Origin of the sequence: Zafaria cholistanensis (assembly GCF_008580665.1) — a bacterium.
Taxonomy (GTDB): Bacteria; Actinomycetota; Actinomycetes; order Actinomycetales; family Micrococcaceae; genus Zafaria; species Zafaria cholistanensis.
Genome location: NZ_BKDJ01000002.1, coordinates 238,002 through 257,645 on the forward strand (window position 1 = coordinate 238,002; position 19,644 = coordinate 257,645).

Here is a 19,644-nt window from a genome sequence, read left to right on the forward strand (position 1 = left end):
CTTAGTTGGTTGCGGCGGCAACGGTGGCCGCGTGCATGACGGACTCCGGGCTGGCTTCTTCGCGGCTGAGTTCGGCGGAGATCCTGCCTTCGCGCATCACCAGGACCCGGTCGGCCATGCCCAGGACCTCGGGCAGTTCGGAGGAGATCATCAGGATCGCGATCCCCCGGCCCGCGAGGTCGGAGATGAGGCGGTGCACCTCGCTCTTGGTGCCGACGTCGATGCCGCGGGTGGGTTCGTCGATGATCAGGAAGCGTGGTTCGGTCGCCAGCCATTTGGCCAGGACCACCTTCTGCTGGTTGCCGCCGGAGAGCGTGGAGACAGCGTGTTCGGGCGAGCCGGCCTTGACCTGCAGCCGCCTGCTCCATTCCTCCGCGGCGCGGAGTTCGGCGCGCCCGTTGATCAGCCCCGCCCGGGCAAAGCGCTTGCGCAGGGTCAGGGTCACGTTGCGGGCCACGGACAGGTCCATCACCAGGCCCTGCTTGCGCCGGTCCTCGGGAACGAAGCCCATACCGGCCGCGATCGCGGCTTGGGGGCTTCCGCCCTTGAGCGGCTTGCCGCCAAAGAGGACCTCCCCGGAATCGTAGGGGTCGATGCCAAAGACTGCCCGGGCAACCTCGGTGCGCCCGGCCCCCACCAAACCGGCGAGCGCCACGATTTCGCCGGCGCGCACCTCCAGGTTGATGTCCCGGAAGACCCCCGCCCGGCTGAGGCCGCGGACGGACAGGACCGGCGCCCCGATTTCCGCGGCTTCCTTGGGAAAGAGTTCGGCGATGTCGCGGCCGACCATCTCCCGCACGATCCGGTCGACGCTTACGTCCTCGGTGACATGGGTGGAGACGTACTTGCCGTCCCGCATCACCGTGATCCGGTCGCAGAGCGCGAAGACTTCCTCGAAGCGGTGGGAGATGAACATGATGCCGGTGCCCTGGTCCCGGAGCCCGCGGGCGACGGCGAAGAGCCGGTCAACCTCCACCCCGCTCAGGGCCGCCGTGGGCTCGTCCATGATCAGCACCTTGGCGTCCAGCGAGATGGCCTTGGCGATCTCGATGATCTGCTGGTCCGCGATGGACAGCCCCTCGGCCACCCGGCCCGGGTCGATGGCTACGCCCAGCTGGCCGAACAGGGCCGCGGCCTGGCGGCGCATCTCGCCCTGGCTGATCAGCCCGAGCCGGCCCTTGGGCTGGCGGCCCACGAAGATGTTTTCCGCGACGGTCAGGTCGGGGAAAAGGGTGGGCTCCTGGTAGATGACCGAAACGCCGGCCGCCTTGCTCTCCGCGACATTGCGGAAGGACACCGGCTCGCCGGCGATCCGGAAGTCCCCCGAGTCCGGCTGGTGCAGCCCGGCAAGGATCTTGACCAGGGTGGACTTGCCGGCGCCGTTCTCCCCCATGAGGGCATGGATCTCACCCTCGCGGATTTCGATCGTGCCATCAGCCAGGGCGACCACCGGGCCGAAGGTTTTGGCCGCATGGGCCAGGGACAGCGCCACCGGCGGCTGCCCCTGGAGGTCGGGGTCTGTTTGCATGACCTGCTCATCGTGTGGAACTTGCATGGGGGAACCGCACCTTCGAGGACTGGATTCGATTCTGAAACGATTCAGAACGCGCTGTGACTTGAATCATAATCAGCCGTGTGACCCGCGTCAACCTGATTGCCATCACGTTTTGATTCGTTTCACATCCATCCCGCATCCCTCTGAGCCCGGCCCTGGGACGGGCCGGGCCGCTACGGGCCGGCGGAGCCGGATTGGGGACCGTGCCGTAGTCTCAAAGGCAGGGAGCAACTTTTGCTCCTGTAAGGGAGCAGCACTTGCTTCCACCAAGGAGGACACCATGTCCAACAAATCCCCCCGCCAGTCCGCAACCAAGAAGGTTGCCGCCAAGTCGATTAAGGAAAAGCGCGCCGACAAGAAGGCGAAGGCCGCGGACTCCGCGGCCTCGGAAATTATCACCGCCGCCAGGAAGCGCTGAGCGCCGGCGTCGCTGCCGGGCACCGGGTCCGCGGACCCCACCGGCTGGAACTACCGGTGGGGTCCGCCCCGGCCGCGCAGGGCCGACCAGGCCTCCAGCGCGTAGTAGGTCCGGCGCCGGTAGAGCAGCGGCGGGGCACAGGAGCCGCCGTCGAGCACCTCATGGACCCGGGCGGCCAGGACCGTGCCGGTGCCGGCGGGCATCCGGCCCACCGGCCTGCACCGCAGGACCGTCCCGACCCCCCGGATGATCGGTTCGCCCGTCGGCGCGGTGTACCAGTCCATGTCCAGCCCGAAGCGGCGCGAACCGGGCGCCGCGAACAGTTCCGCCAGCCCGCGGTTGGCGGCGGTGAGCAGGTGCACGGCCAGCCCTGCGCCGGCGAGGATTGCGGCCCCGGACGCGCTGCCGCCGGCAACGGAAAATGCCAGTACCGGAGGCGCCGCGGATACGGAGATCACCGATGACGCGGTGATGCCTGCCGGCCCGTCCGGTCCCGCGGCGGTGACTACCGCCACGCCTGCCGGATGGCCTGCGAACGCGTCGCGGAATGCCGCGGACAGGCCTGCGGCGCGGGCATCCTGGGGCATCGCGGCCATAGTGCCTCCTCGCAGCTGCGGGCCGTCCGGTCCGAAGGCGGTTGCCGCCCATGGTAGGACGGCGGGGGAACCGGCGCCAGAGACAGGGGCCTTCCCGCCCGGCAGGCCCGCCCGCGCGGGTGAGATGCGTCGCAGCCGAAATAGATGCCGGGTCCGCGCGGTTGTCGCCGGTGGACACAATCCGCTGCGAAAGGAACCCCCGTGCTGTTTTCCCCCCTGGCCCTCGGTGAGATGGAACTGCCCAACCGGCTCGTGATGGCGCCACTGACCCGCGTGCGCGCAGGCAAGCAGGGAGTCCCCGGCCCGCTGGTCGCCGAACACTACCGCCAGCGCGCCTCGCTGGGGCTGATCGTCAGCGAAGGCGTCTATCCCAGCCATGCCGGCCAGGGATTTCCGGGCCAGCCCGGCCTGGTGACTGCGGAGCAGCTCGAGGGCTGGGCCAAGGTGACCTCGGCAGTGCACGCCGAGGGCGGGAGGATCTTTGCCCAGGTGATGCACGCGGGCCGGGTCACGCACCCGGCAACCAACGGCGGCCACGAGGTGGTGGCACCCAGCGCCATCGCCGTCGACGGGGAAACCCGCACCTATGAGGGCAAGAAGCCGCTTCCGGTTCCCCGCGCGCTGGCCGCCGCGGAACTGCCCGGGATCATCCAGGAATTTGTCCAGGCCTCCCGCAACGCCATCCAGGCCGGGTTCGACGGCGTGGAGCTGCATGCCGCCAACGGCTACCTGCTGCACGAGTTCCTTTCACCGGCCGCCAACCGGCGCACCGATGCCTATGGGGGGTCTCCGGAAAACCGTGCCCGCTTCGTCATTGAGGTGGCCGAGGCGGTGGCGGCGGCCATTGATCCGAACCGCGTCGGCATCCGCATCTCCCCCGAGCACAACATCCAGGGGGCCCTTGAGGTGGACGGGGACGATGTGCGCCAGACCTACGGGCACCTGGTGGATGCGCTGGCCCCGCTGAATCTGGCCTACCTGAGCGTGCTCCACAAGGAGCCCACCGGCGGGCTGGTCCAGGACCTGCGCTCCCGGTTCAACGGCACCTTCCTGGTCAACACCGGATTCGACGAGGTCACGACGCCCGAGGAGGCCGCGGCGCTGGTGGCGGACGGGCACGCCGACGCCGTCGTCGTCGGACGCCCGGCCATCGCCAACCCGGACCTGGTGCGCCGCTGGCGCGAGGGACTGCCGGTCAACGTGCCGGATCCGTCCACGTTCTACACCAACGGAGCCGAGGGTTACACCGACTACCCCGCGTACCGCAACTGAGCGCGCACCGCAGCTAAGTCCGGGGGCGGCCCGGCCGCACGGGGAAGGACGGGACGTCCGCCACGCTGCCCGGCCGGCTGCTTCCGTGCCGGCTGCTTCCCTGCCGGGCCCGGCTTTCTTGAGCGGGGCTAGGCCTTCTTGAGCGGGGCGGCCGGAAAGCGTTTCCACGCCGCGCGGAAGGCGGCCTCGGATTCGGCCGCGGCGGCCTGTTCCAGGGCGTGCAGGCGGCCGTAGCTGAAACCGTTTTCCGCGGTGCCCGGCGCTTGGGCGGCCAGCTCCCGCAGGACGTGCCGGGCGACCACGCTGTCATGGTGGGCGCCCAGGATTTTTTGGATCCGGTGGGCCGCTTTGGCCAGGCGCCGGGCGCGCTTGCCCAACACCGGGGCGGCGGACCCGGCGGCATGGCGCAGCCGCTTGGCGCTCTTGCGCGCCTCGTGCAGTGCCGCATCGCGGTCCCCTTCCCCGCCCGCCAGGGCGGCCGCGGCATCCCGGCGCAGCCGCTTGGCGTCGCGTTCGACGAGTTTGGGGAGGGCCTTGCCGGCCCGCCGGGAAGCCCTGCCGTTGAGCGGAGGGTGCTGGAGCAGCCCCTCCAGAGAGTCGAGCAGCTCAAAGTAGCGCTCCTCCTCCAGCGCGTGGAGGACCCTGGCCCGCGCAGCCGTGTAGGTGGCCCCCAGCTCCTCCTCAATCCTGTGTCCCACGGGCCCCAGGAGCAGGTCGCCGGGTTCGTGGGCGACCTTGTCGGCCAGCCGTCCGCGCACCGCCTCGGCATCCCGGGCCTCCCCCAGCACCCCGGCGAGCCACTTGAGCTCTCCGCGCAGGCGGCGGGCCGCTTCGGGCTCGAGCAGCTTGCGGTAGGTGGCGAGCGCCGAACGCATTTTGCGCGTGGTGGCGCGCATCTGGTGGATCGCGTCCGGGGCATTGGCGCGGACCAGCGGGTCCTGCTCCCGCAACTGCGCCAAGTGCCGGTGGAGGTAGGCAAGCAGCACTGCGGAGGCCGGTCCCTTGGCGCTGGGGGACGGTGGTTCGGGTTCCCTGTGGACCGGGATTTCCCCCAGGGCCCGGGCCAGCTTGGACGAATGCGTCTCGCGGCGGGCTCCCGCCGCGGTGAACAACCCTTCCGCCGCGTCGAGCAGTTCCGGGCCGCCGGCGGCGAGTTCGACGTCCCACTCCCGCCACAGGCCCATCAAGGCCCCGCCCGTGGTGGCCTCCGACTGCACTTCGTCGTCCCAGACCTCCGCCAGCACGCCCTCCACCCCGCGCAGCCGGTGCACCGAGCGGTGCATCGAGATCCTGGCCACCGGTCCCAGCGGCTTGGCCCGCACGTGGACGCGAACCAGGCGCAGCAATGCCTCGGGCACCGGGCCCGGCTTACCGCCTGCGGGTTCGGCCACCTCCCGCCGTCCGCCGTTCCCGTCCGGGACCGCCAGGCGCCATCCGGCGCCCTGCCCTCCGGTCGCGCGGCGCAGCGTGATGCCCCGCCGGGCCAGGACCAGGTCCGCCGTATCGAAATAGAACTCCTCCAGGTCCAGCTCCTCCGGCGGATCCACCCGCTGCACTGCCGGCAGGTTCCGCAGTTCCGGCAGCCGCGTCCCTTCGCTGACCGTGTACTTGCGCTCGACCCCGGCCAATGCCTCCAGAACCATGCCGTCCCCGCCTTCGCCGCCGCGTTGCCCGCGGGCCCAATCCAGCCGTGCCTTCGCACCACATTTTCCCCCCGCTCCTCCCCCAGCAACAGGGCGCCTCCCCGCGGAAACGGAACCGGCCGTCCCTTAGGCGGGACCGGAGAGGGCCTCGGCCACGGCCTCGCCCATGACGGCGGTATTGAGGTAGGCCAGGGCGTCGTGGGGGGGAGGCTCCGTTGTCCACCCGGTAGTCCTCGAGGGGTGGACGTCCACCGGGGGCGGGAAACAGCGGGGCGAGTTCCTTCACCAGGGCAATCACGTCGTGCCGGTCCGCCACGTTCACCCAGCGGGCTACGGAGCCGGGCCAGGCCCCCCTGCCGCCGACGGGGGCGGGGAGCAGCTTGTTGAAGACGACGTTGGGGATGCCGAGGGGGGATCCGGCGGTGAGCAGGAGCCGGACCTGCCCGTAGCGGCCCGTCGCCAGCAGTTCGTAGGCGACCACGGAGCCCAGGGAGTGCCCGATGAGCACCCGCGTATCCGCTCCAATGCCCTGCGCCGCGCGATCCATCACCTCGCCGCGCACTGCCGGGTCGTTCAGATATGCCGTGACCTGCCTCAAGCTGCCGGCAAAAAGGCCTTGCGCCATGCCCGCCAGGGCCGGGTATTTGAGCAGCCGCGCCAGCATCTCCTGGACGCCCGGGACAGCGAGTCCGGGCCGGGCAGGTCCAGTATCCGGGCCCGGGCGCAGCTCCAAAGAGGGATCCTGCCGGACCGCTTCCCGGTAGAACTTCCCTATCAGCGCCGCCTCGTCGCTTCCTTCGGGGATCATCGGGACGGATTCGGGATTCGCGGGTGTGCCCGGCAGCGCCGCCGGAGCCCCCAACCTCTCCGAAGGCCCGCGGAAGAGCGAGCCGAAGAAAACCACGTTCACATCCGTCCGGCCCAAAGCGGCCGCATCCTCTGGCCTGCCGGCGGCCTCGAGGCCTCCCACGAGTGCGGGCCACCACTGGGCGGCAAGCTGGGGGCCGCTGCTGATCTGGTGGCCAATTCCATGGATCCCCACTACGCGCGCCACAGCAGCCTCCCCGGCTCCGGCAACCTCCTGGCTCCGACGGTTCCTGGACCCGTCTTGGACTTCCTGGAGCCATTGTGGATGACCGGCGCTGAATTGCCAGAGGCTTATGGGTCACCGCGGGCAGATCATCTTCCGCGGCGGCCCGGGCGCGGCGGGTCAGCGGGCGCCGGAGCGGCCGTGGGCCAGCCCCGTGGGAAATCCGACCGGCGCCGGTTCCGGGGCGGGGCAGCAGCCGGCTCCGGCGGAGGGTGTGGGAGCCGGGGCGGGAACGTCGCAGCTGGTGCCGGCATCGGTGGAGCAGACGCCGGTCTCGGGAAGCTGGAGGTGGACGGTGTCCGCCGCGGTTCGGTCTCCGGCCAGGGCCGCGGCGACGGAGCGGACCTGCTCGTAGCCGGTGGCCAGCAAAAAGGTCGGGGCCCGGCCGTAGGACTTCATCCCCACGATGTAGAAATCCTGGTCCGGGTGGGCCAGGAACCTGGCCCCATGGGGCGGGACGGTACCGCAGGAGTGGAATTCGGGATCGATCAGCGGCCCCAGTTTCCGGGGGGCCTCCACCGCCGGGTCCAGGTCGAGGCGCAACTCGCGCAGGATGTCCAGGTCCGGGCGGAAACCCGTGCAGGGCACGACGGCGTCCACCTCCAGGGTGCGTCCGTCGGCGGCCCGAACCTCCACGTGCGAGCCCAGGGGACTGAACGCGGTGATGCCGAATCCGGTGTGCAGTTCGATGGTGCCGGCCTCCACGAGGCGGCGGAGCCGGGAGCCGAGCTGGCCGCGGGCGGGCAGTCCGTCGGCGTCGCCGCCGCCGTAGGCCTTCTCCGCGGACACGCCACGAACCGCCCACAGAATCCGGGTGCCGGGTACGTCCCGGGCCAGGCCGGCGAGGCTGATGAGGGTGTTGGCCGCGGAGTGGCCCGCGCCGACTACCAGGACACGGCGGCCCGCGAAGGAGGCGCGGTCCCGGCCGGCGACGTCGGGAAGGGGCGGGGAGATCCGCTCCGCCGCCCGGTCCTCGCCCAGGGCGGGAAGGCCCGAGACGCCGAGGGGGTTGCGGGTGGACCAGGTGCCGGAGGCATCGATGACGGCGCCCACCGTGTGGTCGCGGGATCCGCCCTCCGCCTGCTCCACCCGAACCACGAAGGGTGTGGACCCGCGGTCCCGGGAGTGAGTCTTGTCCAGTCCGGCGCGGCTCACGGAGACGACGCGGGCACCGGTGCGGAGGCGGGAGCGGATCTGCGGCAGCGCGGCCAGCGGCGCGAGGTAGTTGTCCACCAGGTCCCCGCCGTAGGGCAGCACGGTCAGCCGGGGCGGTTCCCAGCCGGAGGCCTCAAGCAGGCGGACGGCGGCGGCGTCCAGGTTGAACCGCCACGGGGAGAACAGCCGCACGTGGCGCCAGTGCCCGATCGCGGCGCCCGCCGCCGGGCCCGCTTCGAAGACCAGCGGCTCCAGGCCGCGTTCGAGCAGGTGGGCCGCGGCGGCGAGGCCCACGGGGCCGGCGCCGATGACGGCCACGGGAAGGCCTTGGGCTGAATCCATGCTGTCCTTTGTTCCATCCACTGTTGTTCCATCCATTGGCGTAGCGGTTCCGGCGGGGTTCAGGAGTGGGTGGGTTCCTCCACCAGCGCCGTGGCGATGCTGGCCGCGTCCTCCAAGGCCGAAAGGTAGCGTTCGGCGTCCAGTGCCGCGGCGCAGCCGGTGCCGGCGGCGGTGATGGCCTGGCGGTACCGGTAATCCACGGCGTCCCCGCAGGCGAACACGCCGGAGAGGTTGGTGACCGTGGTCGGGGAATCGACCTTGATGTACCCCTCGGCGTCCAGGTCCACCTGGCCCTTCACGAGGTCGGTGCGTGGTGCGTGCCCGATGGCAACGAAGACCCCGGTCGCTGCCTGCTCGCGGGTTTCGCCGGTGACCGTGTCCCGCAGGGTCACGCCGGTGACCTTGTCCTGGCCGTGGATGGCGGTGACGGCCGAGTTCCAGGCGAAGCTGATCTTCGGGTTGTCCTTGGCGCGCTGGGCCATGATGCGGGAGGCGCGCAGCTCGCCCTTGCGGACGACCACGGTGACCGAACGCGCGAAGCGGGTCAGGAAGGTGGCTTCCTCCATGGCGGAGTCGCCACCGCCGACGACGATGATGTCCTGTTCACGGAAGAAGAAGCCGTCGCAGGTGGCGCACCAGGACAGGCCGTGGCCGCTGAACTTCTTCTCCTCCGGCAGGCCCAGTTCCTTGTACACCGAGCCGGTGGCAAGGATGACGGCCGGCGCCTCGTGGGTCTTGCCCGCACCGGTGACCACGCGCTTGAGGTGCCCCCGAAGCTCCACCTCCACGACGTCGTCGAACACCACTTGGGCGCCGAACCTCTCCGCCTGCTGCTGCAGGCCCTCCATCAGTTCCGGGCCCTGGATGCCGGCCGGGAACCCGGGAAAGTTCTCCACCTCGGTGGTGTTCATCAGCGCGCCTCCCGCGGTGACGGAACCGGCCAGGACCAGCGGCGCCAGGCCGGCGCGGGCCGCGTAGACCGCTGCGGTGTAGCCGGCAGGGCCGGAGCCGATGATGATCAGTTTTTCGGTGCTCACGAAAGCCTCCTGGGGTGCGGGACGGGCGCTAACGGACAGGCGTTGCCGGACGGTGATTCTCGGGTGGGGATTACCGGGCGGCCGGGACGAGGGAGGCGATCAGGTCCTCGACGCGGGCCTTGATCGCGTCCCGGATCGGGCGGACGGACTCGACGCCTTTGCCCGCCGGGTCCTCCAGGACCCAGTCCTCGTAGCGCTTGCCCGGGAAGTAGGGGCATTCGTCGCCGCAGCCCATGGTGATCACCACGTCGGATTCCTGGACGGCCTCGGTGGTGAGGACCTTCGGGATCTCCGCGGACATGTCGATGCCCACCTCCGCCATGGCCTCGACCGCGGCGGGGTTGATGTGCTCCGCCGGCTGCGAGCCGGCGGAGCGGACCTCGATCCGGCCCTGGGAGAGGGTGGAGAGGAACGCTGCGGCCATCTGGGAACGGCCCGCGTTGTGGACGCAGACGAACAGGACGGAGGGCTTCTTGGCGGTTTCGGTGCTCACGGGGCTTCTCCTGGCATGGGCTGGGTGGCGGGTCGGGCTGGGCTGGGCCTGAGTTTAAGTCTGGGCTTAGGCCTGGGTTGAGGTCTGGATTGAGGTGTGGGAGCCGGGTGCTTTGACCCAACATGCCCACCACCCGATAAACGGGATGGTCGTCAAACATTGATGGCGATCGATGCAGGCAGTATCCGGCGCTTGATTGATGGATGTCAATATTTGTCTTGTCCGCCCGGGGGCCAGGGCCGGCTCCGCAGGCTCCGAGGGCCCGCGGCACGAGCTCCCAGAGCCCGCGGCACGAGCTCCCAGGGCCCGCGGCGCGGGGTCACGCGGCCAGCAGGCGCGCTCCCAGTCCGCTGACGCGCCGGGCGATGTCCCGGAAGGCGTCCTCGAAGGCCTGGTCCGTGCCCCGCCGCAGCGGGTCCGGCACGGACCAGTGCACGTGGCCCAGGCCGGCCAGTTCCTCGTGGGCGCTGTCGCATACGGTGACGACGAAGTCCCCCTCCGCGGCCACCTGGTCCAGCCCGCAGGGGGGAATATCCGCGAGGTCCACCCCGTGGCGGCGGGCGACCTCAATGGCTCCCCGGGCAATCCGGTCCGCCGGACGCGTCCCCGCCGACGTCGACGGAATTTCGCTGACCCGCCTCCATAGCGCGGCGGCCAGCTGGGAGCGGGCGCTGTTTCGCGTGCAGACGAACAATACGCGGCGGGCCCCCCGACCGGCGCCGGGCGCCAGGTGCTCCAGCGCACCGTCGGCAAGCCGGACGTAGCTGCGGCGCCTGTCGGCCTCGGAGCGGTGGCGGATGGCCAGCCCGGCCTCCTCCAGCCTGCGCAGGTGGTGGGACAGCAGGTTGGACGGCATCCCCAGCCGGGACTGGAGCTCCGTCGGGGAAAAGTCCCCCAGCGTCAGCAGGTCCACGATGCGCAGCCGCGCGGGATCCGCCAGCGCGGCATGCTTTGCGACGCGGGCCTGGAAGCCGGCTGTGGTCTCAATGTCCATTGCCTCAATTTTGACTGAGTTAATTCTTTGGGTCAAGCTGGTGCCATGACTTCACACCAGCCGCCGCTGTGGCGCCGCGCCGTTGCCGAACTGCTTGGCACCAGCCTGCTCGTGGCCATCGTCGTCGGTTCCGGGATCGCCGCGCAGCAGCTCTCCCCCGGCGACGTGGGCCTGCAGCTGCTCCAGAACAGCACCGCGACGGTGCTGGGCCTGACGGTGCTGATCCTGGTGCTCGGGCCGGTCAGCGGCGCGCACTTCAATCCGGTGGTCTCCCTGGTCGACTGGGTGCTCGGCCGGCGCAGCGGATCCGGACTGACCCTGCCGGAGCTGGGCACCTATGTGGCAGCCCAGACCGCGGGCGCAGTGGGCGGCAGCGTGCTGGCCAATGCCATGTTCGAGGTGGGGACTTCCCTCTCCGCCAAGGATCGCGCAACCCCGGGGCACCTGCTGGCCGAGGTGGTTGCCACCGCCGGGCTCATCCTGCTGATCTTTGCCCTCGCAGCCACCTCCCGCGGCGCGCTCGCCGCGCCGGCGGTGGGCGCCTACATCGGGGCCGCGTACTGGTTCGCGTCCTCGACGTCGTTTGCGAACCCGGCCGTCACGGTCGGGCGCATCTTCAGCGACACGTTCGCCGGCATCGCTCCGGCCTCCGTTCCCGGATTCGTCCTGGCGCAGCTGGCCGGTGCGGCGGCGGGCCTGGGCCTCCTGCTGGTCCTGTTCCCCCGCGCGGCCCGCGCCGCGGACGACGTCGTCCTTCCGCACCGCTCCGAACCGGCCGGTCCGTAAGCAACCCGCCCTCAGCCGCCGGGCCGCAACCGCCAGCTTGAGGCTCAGCTCTCCATTCATTGATGCCTGTCAATATCCGGGCATAATGGGTACATGGAACCGCTGCCCACCCCCACGCCGGCCCCGGACCAGCCCTGCTGCGCCCCGAAGGGAACGGCCGCCCTGGGCGCCGAGGAGGCGAAGCGCAAGGCCCTGGTTTTCAAGGCGCTCGCCGATCCGAACCGGCTGCGGCTGCTCTCGATCGTCAGGGCCGAACCGTCCGGCGAGTCCTGCGTGTGTGACCTGACCGGCCCGCTGGAGCTGGGCCAGCCCACCGTGTCCCACCATCTGAAGGTCCTGGTCGACGCGGGCCTGCTGCACCGCGAAAAGCGCGGCACTTGGGCCTACTACTCCCTGGTTCCCGGCGCGCTGGATGACGTCGCCGGAATTCTCGCCCAACTCTGACCCCGCGCACCCTGCATACCCCGCGCACCCCGTCGGGAGAGTCGAACACACCGGCCTTTTCCGCGCAGCGCCCCCCGTTTCCCTTGACCCCGCCAGCCTGGCGCCGCCGCGCCCACGACCGATCGGAACCACCCATGGCCCCCGCCCCCGCAAGCAGCACGTTGACGCCGGAGGAACGGCAGTCCGTACTGCGCACCCTGAAGTCCCCGCGCCTGCTCAAGACCGAGGTCCTGGCCGGACTCGTCGTGGCCCTGGCGCTGATCCCCGAGGCCATCGCGTTTTCCATCATCGCCGGGGTCGATCCCCGCCTGGGCCTGTTCGCCTCGTTCACCATGGCCGTGACGATCGCCTTTGTGGGCGGGCGGCCCGCGATGATCTCCGCCGCTACCGGCGCCGTCGCCCTGGTCATTGCCCCCCTGGTGAAAAGCCACGGCGTGGACTACTTCATCGCCGCCGTGATTCTCGGCGGGATATTCCAAATCATTTTGGGCCTGTCCGGAGTCGCCAGGCTGATGCGCTTCATTCCACGCTCCGTCATGGTGGGATTCGTCAATGCGCTGGCCATCCTGATCTTCATGACCCAGGTCCCCGAACTGCTCGGGGTCCCGTGGCTGGTCTACCCGCTCACCGCGCTGGGGCTGCTGATCGTCTTCGGCCTGCCCAAAATCACCACCGCGGTACCTGCCCCCCTGGTCGCGATCGTGCTGCTGACCTTCATCACAGTGCTGGCCTCCCTCGTGGTTCCCACCGTGGGCGACAAGGGCGACCTGCCTGATTCGCTGCCTTCGCTCTTCGTCCCGAATGTTCCCTTCACGGTTGAAACCCTGCAGATCGTTTTCCCCTTTGCCTTGGCGCTGGCCTTCGTGGGCCTGCTCGAATCCCTGATGACGGCCAAGCTGGTGGACGACGTCACCGACACCCGCTCCAACAAGACCCGCGAATCGTGGGGCCAGGGTGTGGCGAACATTGTCACCGGTTTCACCGGCGGCATGGGAGGCTGCGCAATGATCGGGCAAACCATGATCAACGTGAAGGCCTCCGGCGCGCGCACCAGGATCTCGACCTTCCTGGCCGGTGTCTTCCTGCTCATCCTGGTGGTGGCCCTCGGCGGGATCGTTTCGGTGATCCCGATGGCGGCCCTGGTCGCCGTGATGATCTTCGTCTCCGTGGCCACCTTCGACTGGCACTCCGTCCGCCCCTCGACGCTGCGGATGATGCCCAAGAGCGAAACCGCGGTCATGCTCGCCACGGTGACCGCCACCGTCGCCACCCATAACCTCGCCATCGGCGTGGGCGTCGGGGTGCTGACGGCCACGGTCATGTTCGCCCGCCGGGTGGCGCACTTCGTCACCGTGGAACGGACCGTCACGGCCATCGACGGCCGCGAAACCGCCACGTACGTGGTGAATGGCGAGCTGTTCTTCGCCTCCTCCAACGACCTCTACACGCAGTTCGAATACGCGCTGGATCCGGAGCAGGTGGTCATCGACATGCATGCCTCCCACCTGTGGGACGCCTCCACCGTTGCGGCTTTGGATGCGATCACCGAGAAATACCGCCACCATGGCAAGGACGTGAGGATCGTCGGCCTCAACGAGGCCAGCCTGCTCATGCACGAACGCCTGGGCGGAAAACTGGGCGCAGGCCACTAGGGCAGGCGGCCCCGGGAGGTCAGTGGGACTGGCTGAAGGGACCCTCCTGCCCGGTTTCGGGGGCGCCGGTGCGGGCCGGGGCCTCCGGGCCGTGCCCGGTGGTCCCTGCCGCTACGGCACCGGACCGGCCGGCGGGCTGGTACGGCCGGCCCAGGGCGCGGTATTCCCAGCCGTGGGCCGTGTAGTGATCGGGATTGAGGGCGTGGCGGCCGTCGAAGATGCGCCGGTGCGCCACCAGGGCCCCGAGGTCCTGGGGGTCGGCTTCGCGGAATTCGTCCCACTCGGTGAGCAGGGCGACGACGTCGGCGTGCCGGACCGCCTCGGCGAGGGAGCCGACGTAGTCCAGGTCCGGGTAGGTCCGGTGGGCGTTGGGGTTGGCCTCCGGGTCGTAGACGGTGACGGAGGCGCCTTCCAGGTAGAGGAGCCGTGCCACGTCCAGGGCGGGGGCGTCGCGGACGTCGTCGGAATTGGGCTTGAAGGCGGCCCCCAGGGCCGCGACCTTCACCCCGGACAGGGTGCCGCCGGCGAGTTCGCGGATCAGGTCGACGCTGCGGGTGCGGCGGCGGTTGTTGATGGAGTCCACTTCCCCGAGGAAGCGCACGGCCTGGCCGACGCCGAGTTCCTCGGCGCGGTGCTTGAAGGCGCGGATGTCCTTGGGGAGGCATCCGCCGCCGAAGCCGAGGCCGGGCTTCAGGAAGCGGCCGCCGATGCGGGTGTCCAGGCTCAGGGCCCGGGCGAGCAGGCTGACGTCGGCCCCGGTCGCTTCGCAGACTTCGGCCATGGCGTTGATGAAGGAGATCTTGGTGGCCAGGAAGGAGTTCGCCGCCACCTTGACCAGCTCGGCGGTGGCCAGGTCCGTGACGATCAGCGGGGTGCCGTCCGCCAGCAGCGGATGGAAGATGCGGCGCAGCTGGGATTCGGCCCACTCGGAGGCGACGCCAAAGACCAGGCGGTCCGGGTGAAGGGTGTCCTCGACGGCAAAGCCTTCGCGCAGGAACTCTGGATTCCAGGCCAGCTCCAGCTCCGGGCCCGCGGGCGAGAGTCCCTGGACCATCCCGGTCAGCCGGGCGGCGGTGCCGATGGGCACGGTGGACTTGCCGACCAGCAGCGCCTTGCGGTCGATGCGCGAGGCGAGCGAGGCGAAGGCGGCGTGGACGTACTTCAGCTCCGCCGCGGAGGAGTCGGTGGCCTGCGGCGTGCCGACGCAGACGAAGTGCACGTCCCCGAAGGCGGCGGCCTCGTCGAAGTCCGTGGTGAAGTGCAGGCGGCCGGTGGCCATGGCCCGGTCCAGCTTCTCCGGCAGCCCGGGTTCGAAGAAGGGAACCTTGCCGGCGCGCAGCTGCGCGACCTTGCGTTCGTCCACGTCGACGCCGAGCACGTCGAAGCCAAGCACGGCCATGCAAATGGCGTGGGTGGCTCCAAGGTAGCCGGTGCCGACCACGGTGACTTTGGGAGCGGCGGGGTTGGGCAGGGTGGAATCCATGGTCTTGGCTCTTTCCGGTTGGCCGGGTGGTGGGAAGGCGCCGCCTCAGCTGGCGCAGGGTTCGTTGGAGAGGCCGCTCTTGGCAGCGGTGGCCCGGTTGCTGCACTCGACCACGTTCTCGAGCACGGGGGTCAGGGCGTAGCCGTAGCCGGGCCCGTTGACATGCGCGGTGTTGCCGCGGAAGACGTTGCCGGTGCCCCAGCCGTCCAGGATCTCGTGCGTCTGGTATCCGTCCTTGGGCGAGTTCGTTCCGGCATTCCCGGCAATGGTCCAGCCTTTGCCCTTGACGTCCACCCACGAGTCGGCCTCCTTCAGTCCGGCGCCGTCGAAGCGGTTGTCCCGGAGCACGCCGTTGGACGTTCCCTCCTTGATGTCCACGCTCTCCGCGGTCGTCGCGGAAATCGTGTTTCCAACGATCTCGTTGCGGTCGCTGCGGTCCGGTTTGCAGTTGCTGATATCGCACCAGTTGCTCTCGGCGGTGCCGATGTAGATGCCTTCGCCGAACTTGGGCTTGCGCTGGCCGGTGTCGGAGATCGTGTTGCCGAGGACCCGGTTGTCCGTGCTGAACTTGCGCAGGTGGACCGCCTCATCGCCGGTGTCCGTGACTGTCAGGCCACGGATGACGGAGTGGGTGACCTCGTCCGCCATGACCCCTTTCTGGCCGTTGCGGACGGTGAAGCCCTGCAGCACCCAGTGCGCGGCCTGGTCCAGGTGGAAGACATAGCCCTCCTCGATCCCCCCGCCGTCCAGGATCGCCCGGGCGCTGCCGCAGACGGTGATGGGGCGGTCCGCGGTGCCGTCCCCCGTACCGGTGAAGTTCCCCTCGTAGACGCCATCCGCCAGCACGATCACGGTGCCCGGTTCCGGCTCCTCCAGCACGTTGTGCAGTTCCCCGTCCGTGGCCACCGTCACGGTGGCTTCCGGGCATCCCGGCACGGCGCCACTGGCGGACGGCGGTGCCGTGGCGTCGGGCACGGCACTTGGGGTGGGAGCGGACCCGCTGGCGGGCGCGCCCGGCGGGGCCCCGGCGCCGCTGTCCCGGCCTCCGGAAGGGCCGGTGGCGGCCATGGCCAGGACGACGGCGCCCAGGGCGAGCGTCAGCAGGACGGCCAGCAGGGCCAGCGGGCGTTTGGTCATCTCCGCTCTCCGATCTGTTCCGGTGGGAGGATGCCCTTGCTCAGGGAGGTGAGCGGCACCCGTTCGGCGTAGGGGTTGTGGATGGTGCCGGTCCGCCATTTGCGTCCACCGGCCACGGCGGTCACCAGCAGCAGTGCGCCCAGCAGCAGCCAGACGAAGGTCAGTGGCTGGAAGACGAAGTTCGCCACCCGCTGGACGGTGTAGGCGGGCTGCCAGCCCAGCAGGTCGTTCTCCCCCACCGCGCCGCCCACCGACGTCTCCGCCCAGATGGCAATCGATCCGTAGCCGGAGACCGTGTTGCCCGCCACGCGGGTGCCGGCGACCTCGCCGCGCAGCGTGATTCCGTGGTTGGAGATGCCACGCAGCGTATTGGCGGTCACCTCGGCCTGCGCATCGCGCACGTAGACCCCGGTGTCGCCCCCGGTGATGGAGTTTTCCCTGACCACCGCTGAGGCGCCCGTTCCACGGATGGCGATGGCGTGCTCTTTCTGGTGCCGCAGGTCATTGCCGGCGATGGTGACGTCCCTGGCCGCATGGTTGACAACGATGCCCACCTGGTTTTTCTCGAAGGTGTTCTCCGCGACCCGCGTCGTGGTGCCGCCGCTGATTTCGACGCCGTACCGGCCGTTGTCCTTCAGCGTGCTCTCCGTAATGCGGTTGCGGCCGTAGATTTCGACGGCGGTGCCCACGGCGTTGGGACCGTCGGCGAGCGCGCGGCCATCCATCGAGACGCCGTTGCGGCCGTTGTCCTCCGCGGTGACCCGGTCCAGCACGACGCCGGTGGTGGAGCGGCCCAGCGTGAACCCGTCCACGGCGTTGCGGGAGGAGTCGGTGCGGGTGATGGCGGCATCCGTGACGAAGCGGTGCAGGACCAGCCCGTCCACCAGGCTGCCGCGGATGGTGGTGTCCTGGACGGCGATATCCCGGGCGTTCGCGGCGAACAGGCCGAACGCGTTGTTCTCGAAGACTACGTGGTCGATCCCGGCGGTGACCACGCTGTAGTCCTCGTCGGTGGGATGGAGCGTCTCCACCTGCTTTTCGGACAGCAGGCGTGCCCCGGCGCCGGCGGCGTCCCTGGACTTGGGTGGCGGATCCTGGGTCCTGAAGGTGCCCACCGTGTTGGTTCCGGTCAATGACAGCCCGCCGGTGTTCCCGCTCCAGAAGCCGAGGTTGGCCACCCGGGCGTGGGAGAGCTTGGCGTGGCCGCCGACCAGCCGGATATAGGAACGGCCGTCTCCGGTCAGGGTGTCCGGGGCGGCCCTGGCACTGTCCCAGCTGGTGACCGTGGCCCGGGCGTTCTCGGTCCCCGCGATGGTGAGGGAGCCGCCGAGGGTGACGATCGAGACGAAGGACCCGGGCCCGCTTTCCATCCGGATGTCCAGTCTTCCCTCCCCGCCGGGCGGGGCCAGGTTCAGGTTGGCGCCGGGCAGCACCACGATGTTTTCCGAGAGCAGGTAGGCGCCGTCCGGGCCACGCACGAAGGCCTTGGGTGCCAGCTGGAGCAGGTCCGCGACGGTGTAGGGCGTCTCCCGGCCCTGCAGCACCAGCGTGTAGGTGGAACCGGTGCGCAGGCGGTACGGGCCCTTGAGCCCGTCGACCCTCCAGCGCGCGGCGGAGGCAACGGTGCGCACGTAGACCAGGCGGTCCTCCTCGCGCTGGACCAGCTGGGCTTCGGCCTTCGGGTCGCCCCGGTAGAGCTTGCCTTGGACATTGCCGTTGCGGGCGATCTCGTTGCGGCCGAACGCGTCCACTTCCTCCTCCTTGAAGAAATTCCCCATGGAGAAGAAGCCCGCGGCCAGGACACCCACCAGGACCAGGAGGGCGGCGATCAGCAGGGCGGGATGCTTCACGCCGCCTCCTCTGAAGACTGCAGGGTCTTGGCGTCCTGGCCGTCGCCGCCGGTCTGGTCCGCGCGCCGTGTCAGCCAGCCCTGCTTGTTCATGGTGACGAAGGCGTACATCTTGATGGGCAGCGCCACAATGATCACGGCGAAGGCCAGTACCGGCAGGATCAGCAGGTCTTTGGGGTGCCGCCGCAGGTGCGAGATTCCGCGGATGCCGCGGCCCAGCAGCAGCCACCCGGCCGCCGCGGCCGCACCCAGCGGGGTCAGCTCCAGGCGGCTGAAGAGGAGGTAGAAGATGGTCAGGCCCATGGTGACCGGGGTCAGCAGGATCTGCAGCACGGTCACCTTGGTGATGAACGGCACCCGCCAGAGCCAGCCGGTGCCGATGGCGGTCAGGTAGCAGCGGTAGGAGTTCCGGCTCCACCGGACGCGTTGCTTGACGAACGCGCGGAAGCTGGACGGGAACATGGACAGCGCCCGGGCCGTGGACTGGTGCACCGTCTTGTAGCCCGAGGCGATGACCAGCCAGGTGAGCCGGCCGTCGTCCCCGGAGATACACCGCCTGCCCAGGAAGTACTCGTTTTCCAGGTGTTCCAGCACCGGCAGCACCGCGCTCCGCCGGTACACCGCGGTTCGCCCCGAGATGCAGGGCACGGCCCCGGCCCGGCCCATCGCCGGCACATAATCCAGGTAGCGCAGGTTGACCATCCAGTCCGCGATCCGCCTCCACAGGCTCGTGTCCCGCTGGTACACGTTCTGGTGTGTCCCGACGGCCCCGACCAGCGGATCCTCGAACGGCATCTGCACGGCTTCCAGGAGCGCCGGCTGCCACCAGGTATCCGAATCCGTCAGGACCAGCAGGTCATAGCGTGCCAGCCGGATCCCGGCGCCGAGCGCCGAGCGCTTGCCCACGTGGTGGAACAGGATCGGCCGCACCCTCGGATCATTCAGGGCCGAGACGCGCCGGTAGGCCTCCAGGTCCTCCACGTCGAGCACGATGATGATCTCGTCCGGCCCTTGGGACCGCCAGGATTCCAGCGCGCTCATGAGGATGTCCGGATCCTCGTGGAAGGACGGGACGATCACCGATGTCGAGGTGCGGAACCCGGTGATGATCGGCCGGGCCCGGTGGGAAAGGATGAACCGGTAGACCCACAGGCCCCAGACAATGGTTCCGGCCACCGCCACCGGGAAATACGGCGAAACTTCCGCATAGAATTCGTGGATGGCTGCCCAGTCGATGGACGCGGCGAAATCATTGAATGCATCAGGCAGGGAAAGCACGGTTGCTCCTTGCGCAGGTGGATCTGTAAAGAACCTTCGATGAAGAGCAAGGCGCGTGGCCCCGCTGTTCAGTCGTGCGGTTCAGTCATGCTGTTCAGTCGTGCGGCGCTTCGGTCGTGCATCGCCCGCACCAGCGTCCGCCATAGCGGACCGATGATATTTCGGGTCTCAGCGCTGCCTGCTTCGGGCGTCCACCCCGGCGGTTCTTTCTTTGCCGGCGGTCTCGCTGAACCTCGCTATCAACCGTGGATCCTGCCGGCCCGCGCAGTCCAGAACCGCTCCTACTCGAATCTTCCCGCCAGCCACCGAAATCACACCTGCTGCCCACGGGGACTACTTAAGAAGCCGGCCCGCTCCTGCGGGGGTCCCCATGCTGGGCCGGTTCACCATTTCCGGAGGGCGGGATGCCCGGGTGGGGGC

The 19,644-nt window shown here is 69.7% G+C and carries 17 protein-coding genes; 5 read left to right on the plus strand and 12 right to left on the minus strand.

The window, feature by feature from the left end; all coding sequences use genetic code 11:
• Position 1: 1 nt before the first annotated feature.
• On the minus strand, positions 2 to 1,555 hold the full coding sequence (locus NCCP_RS03705) for a sugar ABC transporter ATP-binding protein (protein ID WP_225873656.1): 1,554 nt from the start codon (positions 1,553 to 1,555) through the stop codon (positions 2 to 4).
• Positions 1,556 to 1,835: 280 nt separating this feature from the next.
• Between NCCP_RS03705 and NCCP_RS14895 the strand changes: the two genes are divergently transcribed.
• The gene (locus NCCP_RS14895) at positions 1,836 to 1,973 is read left to right on the plus strand and encodes a hypothetical protein (protein ID WP_172627279.1); all 138 of its coding nucleotides are present in this window, start codon (positions 1,836 to 1,838) and stop codon (positions 1,971 to 1,973) included.
• Between the two features lie 50 nt (positions 1,974 to 2,023).
• On the opposite strand, the gene NCCP_RS03710 is transcribed toward NCCP_RS14895, so the two are convergent.
• Positions 2,024 to 2,569 carry a flavin reductase family protein gene (locus tag NCCP_RS03710; RefSeq protein ID WP_149955875.1) on the minus strand — a complete coding sequence of 182 codons (546 nt, stop codon included), beginning with the start codon at positions 2,567 to 2,569 and terminating at the stop codon, positions 2,024 to 2,026.
• A gap of 201 nt (positions 2,570 to 2,770) precedes the next feature.
• Between NCCP_RS03710 and NCCP_RS03715 the strand changes: the two genes are divergently transcribed.
• Positions 2,771 to 3,841 carry an alkene reductase gene (locus NCCP_RS03715; RefSeq protein ID WP_216364647.1) on the plus strand — a complete coding sequence of 357 codons (1,071 nt, stop codon included), beginning with the start codon at positions 2,771 to 2,773 and terminating at the stop codon, positions 3,839 to 3,841.
• Between the two features lie 128 nt (positions 3,842 to 3,969).
• On the opposite strand, the gene NCCP_RS03720 is transcribed toward NCCP_RS03715, so the two are convergent.
• From NCCP_RS03720 to NCCP_RS03740, 6 genes are all read right to left on the minus strand, one after another.
• The gene (locus tag NCCP_RS03720; RefSeq protein WP_149955877.1) at positions 3,970 to 5,484 is read right to left on the minus strand and encodes a CYTH and CHAD domain-containing protein; all 1,515 of its coding nucleotides are present in this window, start codon (positions 5,482 to 5,484) and stop codon (positions 3,970 to 3,972) included.
• A gap of 126 nt (positions 5,485 to 5,610) precedes the next feature.
• Positions 5,611 to 5,736 carry a hypothetical protein gene (locus NCCP_RS15405; RefSeq protein ID WP_263970120.1) on the minus strand — a complete coding sequence of 42 codons (126 nt, stop codon included), beginning with the start codon at positions 5,734 to 5,736 and terminating at the stop codon, positions 5,611 to 5,613.
• Positions 5,737 to 6,694: 958 nt separating this feature from the next.
• On the minus strand, positions 6,695 to 8,071 hold the full coding sequence (locus tag NCCP_RS03725) for an FAD-dependent oxidoreductase (protein ID WP_149955878.1): 1,377 nt from the start codon (positions 8,069 to 8,071) through the stop codon (positions 6,695 to 6,697).
• Positions 8,072 to 8,130: 59 nt separating this feature from the next.
• The gene (trxB, locus tag NCCP_RS03730) at positions 8,131 to 9,108 is read right to left on the minus strand and encodes a thioredoxin-disulfide reductase (protein WP_149955879.1); all 978 of its coding nucleotides are present in this window, start codon (positions 9,106 to 9,108) and stop codon (positions 8,131 to 8,133) included.
• 70 nt (positions 9,109 to 9,178) lie between these two features.
• Complete coding sequence (locus NCCP_RS03735) at positions 9,179 to 9,601, minus strand: arsenate reductase ArsC (RefSeq protein ID WP_149955880.1); 423 nt, start codon at positions 9,599 to 9,601, stop codon at positions 9,179 to 9,181.
• Between the two features lie 319 nt (positions 9,602 to 9,920).
• Positions 9,921 to 10,595, minus strand: a complete 675-nt coding sequence (locus NCCP_RS03740; RefSeq protein WP_149955881.1) for an arsenate reductase/protein-tyrosine-phosphatase family protein — start codon at positions 10,593 to 10,595, stop codon at positions 9,921 to 9,923.
• A gap of 45 nt (positions 10,596 to 10,640) precedes the next feature.
• Between NCCP_RS03740 and NCCP_RS03745 the strand changes: the two genes are divergently transcribed.
• The 3 genes from NCCP_RS03745 to NCCP_RS03755 all read left to right on the plus strand — a co-directional run bounded on the left by NCCP_RS03745 (position 10,641) and on the right by NCCP_RS03755 (position 13,477).
• Positions 10,641 to 11,381 carry an aquaporin gene (locus NCCP_RS03745; protein WP_149955882.1) on the plus strand — a complete coding sequence of 247 codons (741 nt, stop codon included), beginning with the start codon at positions 10,641 to 10,643 and terminating at the stop codon, positions 11,379 to 11,381.
• 93 nt (positions 11,382 to 11,474) lie between these two features.
• Positions 11,475 to 11,825, plus strand: coding sequence for an ArsR/SmtB family transcription factor (locus tag NCCP_RS03750; protein WP_149955883.1), 351 nt, complete (start codon positions 11,475 to 11,477; stop codon positions 11,823 to 11,825).
• 134 nt (positions 11,826 to 11,959) lie between these two features.
• The gene (locus tag NCCP_RS03755) at positions 11,960 to 13,477 is read left to right on the plus strand and encodes a SulP family inorganic anion transporter (RefSeq protein ID WP_149955884.1); all 1,518 of its coding nucleotides are present in this window, start codon (positions 11,960 to 11,962) and stop codon (positions 13,475 to 13,477) included.
• 19 nt (positions 13,478 to 13,496) lie between these two features.
• On the opposite strand, the gene NCCP_RS03760 is transcribed toward NCCP_RS03755, so the two are convergent.
• From NCCP_RS03760 to NCCP_RS03775, 4 genes are read right to left on the minus strand one after another with little or no spacing between them, the layout of a single operon-like run.
• Positions 13,497 to 14,960: a UDP-glucose dehydrogenase family protein gene (locus NCCP_RS03760; RefSeq protein ID WP_149955885.1), complete on the minus strand. Its 1,464-nt coding sequence runs from the start codon at positions 14,958 to 14,960 to the stop codon at positions 13,497 to 13,499.
• Between the two features lie 45 nt (positions 14,961 to 15,005).
• Positions 15,006 to 16,097: a right-handed parallel beta-helix repeat-containing protein gene (locus NCCP_RS03765; protein WP_149955886.1), complete on the minus strand. Its 1,092-nt coding sequence runs from the start codon at positions 16,095 to 16,097 to the stop codon at positions 15,006 to 15,008.
• A complete protein-coding gene (locus NCCP_RS03770; RefSeq protein ID WP_149955887.1) occupies positions 16,094 to 17,947 on the minus strand; it encodes a right-handed parallel beta-helix repeat-containing protein in 1,854 nt (617 codons plus the stop codon). Before NCCP_RS03770 ends, NCCP_RS03765 begins: the two co-directional genes overlap by 4 nt.
• The gene (locus NCCP_RS03775; RefSeq protein WP_216364648.1) at positions 17,944 to 19,224 is read right to left on the minus strand and encodes a glycosyltransferase; all 1,281 of its coding nucleotides are present in this window, start codon (positions 19,222 to 19,224) and stop codon (positions 17,944 to 17,946) included. The genes NCCP_RS03770 and NCCP_RS03775 overlap by 4 nt, the downstream gene beginning before the upstream one ends.
• Between the last annotated feature and the right edge of the window lie 420 nt (positions 19,225 to 19,644).

What these genes read in the sequence shown, in the direction of transcription:
- NCCP_RS03705 (WP_225873656.1), bottom strand. Translation starts at nt 1,555, where the DNA reads ATGCAAGTTCCACACGATGAGCAGGTCATGCAAACAGACCCCGACCTC.
- NCCP_RS14895 (WP_172627279.1), top strand. Translation starts at nt 1,836, where the DNA reads ATGTCCAACAAATCCCCCCGCCAGTCCGCAACCAAGAAGGTTGCCGCC.
- NCCP_RS03710 (WP_149955875.1), bottom strand. Translation starts at nt 2,569, where the DNA reads ATGGCCGCGATGCCCCAGGATGCCCGCGCCGCAGGCCTGTCCGCGGCA.
- NCCP_RS03720 (WP_149955877.1), bottom strand. Translation starts at nt 5,484, where the DNA reads ATGGTTCTGGAGGCATTGGCCGGGGTCGAGCGCAAGTACACGGTCAGC.
- NCCP_RS03725 (WP_149955878.1), bottom strand. Translation starts at nt 8,071, where the DNA reads ATGGATTCAGCCCAAGGCCTTCCCGTGGCCGTCATCGGCGCCGGCCCC.
- NCCP_RS03740 (WP_149955881.1), bottom strand. Translation starts at nt 10,595, where the DNA reads ATGGACATTGAGACCACAGCCGGCTTCCAGGCCCGCGTCGCAAAGCAT.
- NCCP_RS03745 (WP_149955882.1), top strand. Translation starts at nt 10,641, where the DNA reads ATGACTTCACACCAGCCGCCGCTGTGGCGCCGCGCCGTTGCCGAACTG.
- NCCP_RS03750 (WP_149955883.1), top strand. Translation starts at nt 11,475, where the DNA reads ATGGAACCGCTGCCCACCCCCACGCCGGCCCCGGACCAGCCCTGCTGC.
- NCCP_RS03755 (WP_149955884.1), top strand. Translation starts at nt 11,960, where the DNA reads ATGGCCCCCGCCCCCGCAAGCAGCACGTTGACGCCGGAGGAACGGCAG.
- NCCP_RS03760 (WP_149955885.1), bottom strand. Translation starts at nt 14,960, where the DNA reads ATGGATTCCACCCTGCCCAACCCCGCCGCTCCCAAAGTCACCGTGGTC.
- NCCP_RS03765 (WP_149955886.1), bottom strand. Translation starts at nt 16,097, where the DNA reads ATGACCAAACGCCCGCTGGCCCTGCTGGCCGTCCTGCTGACGCTCGCC.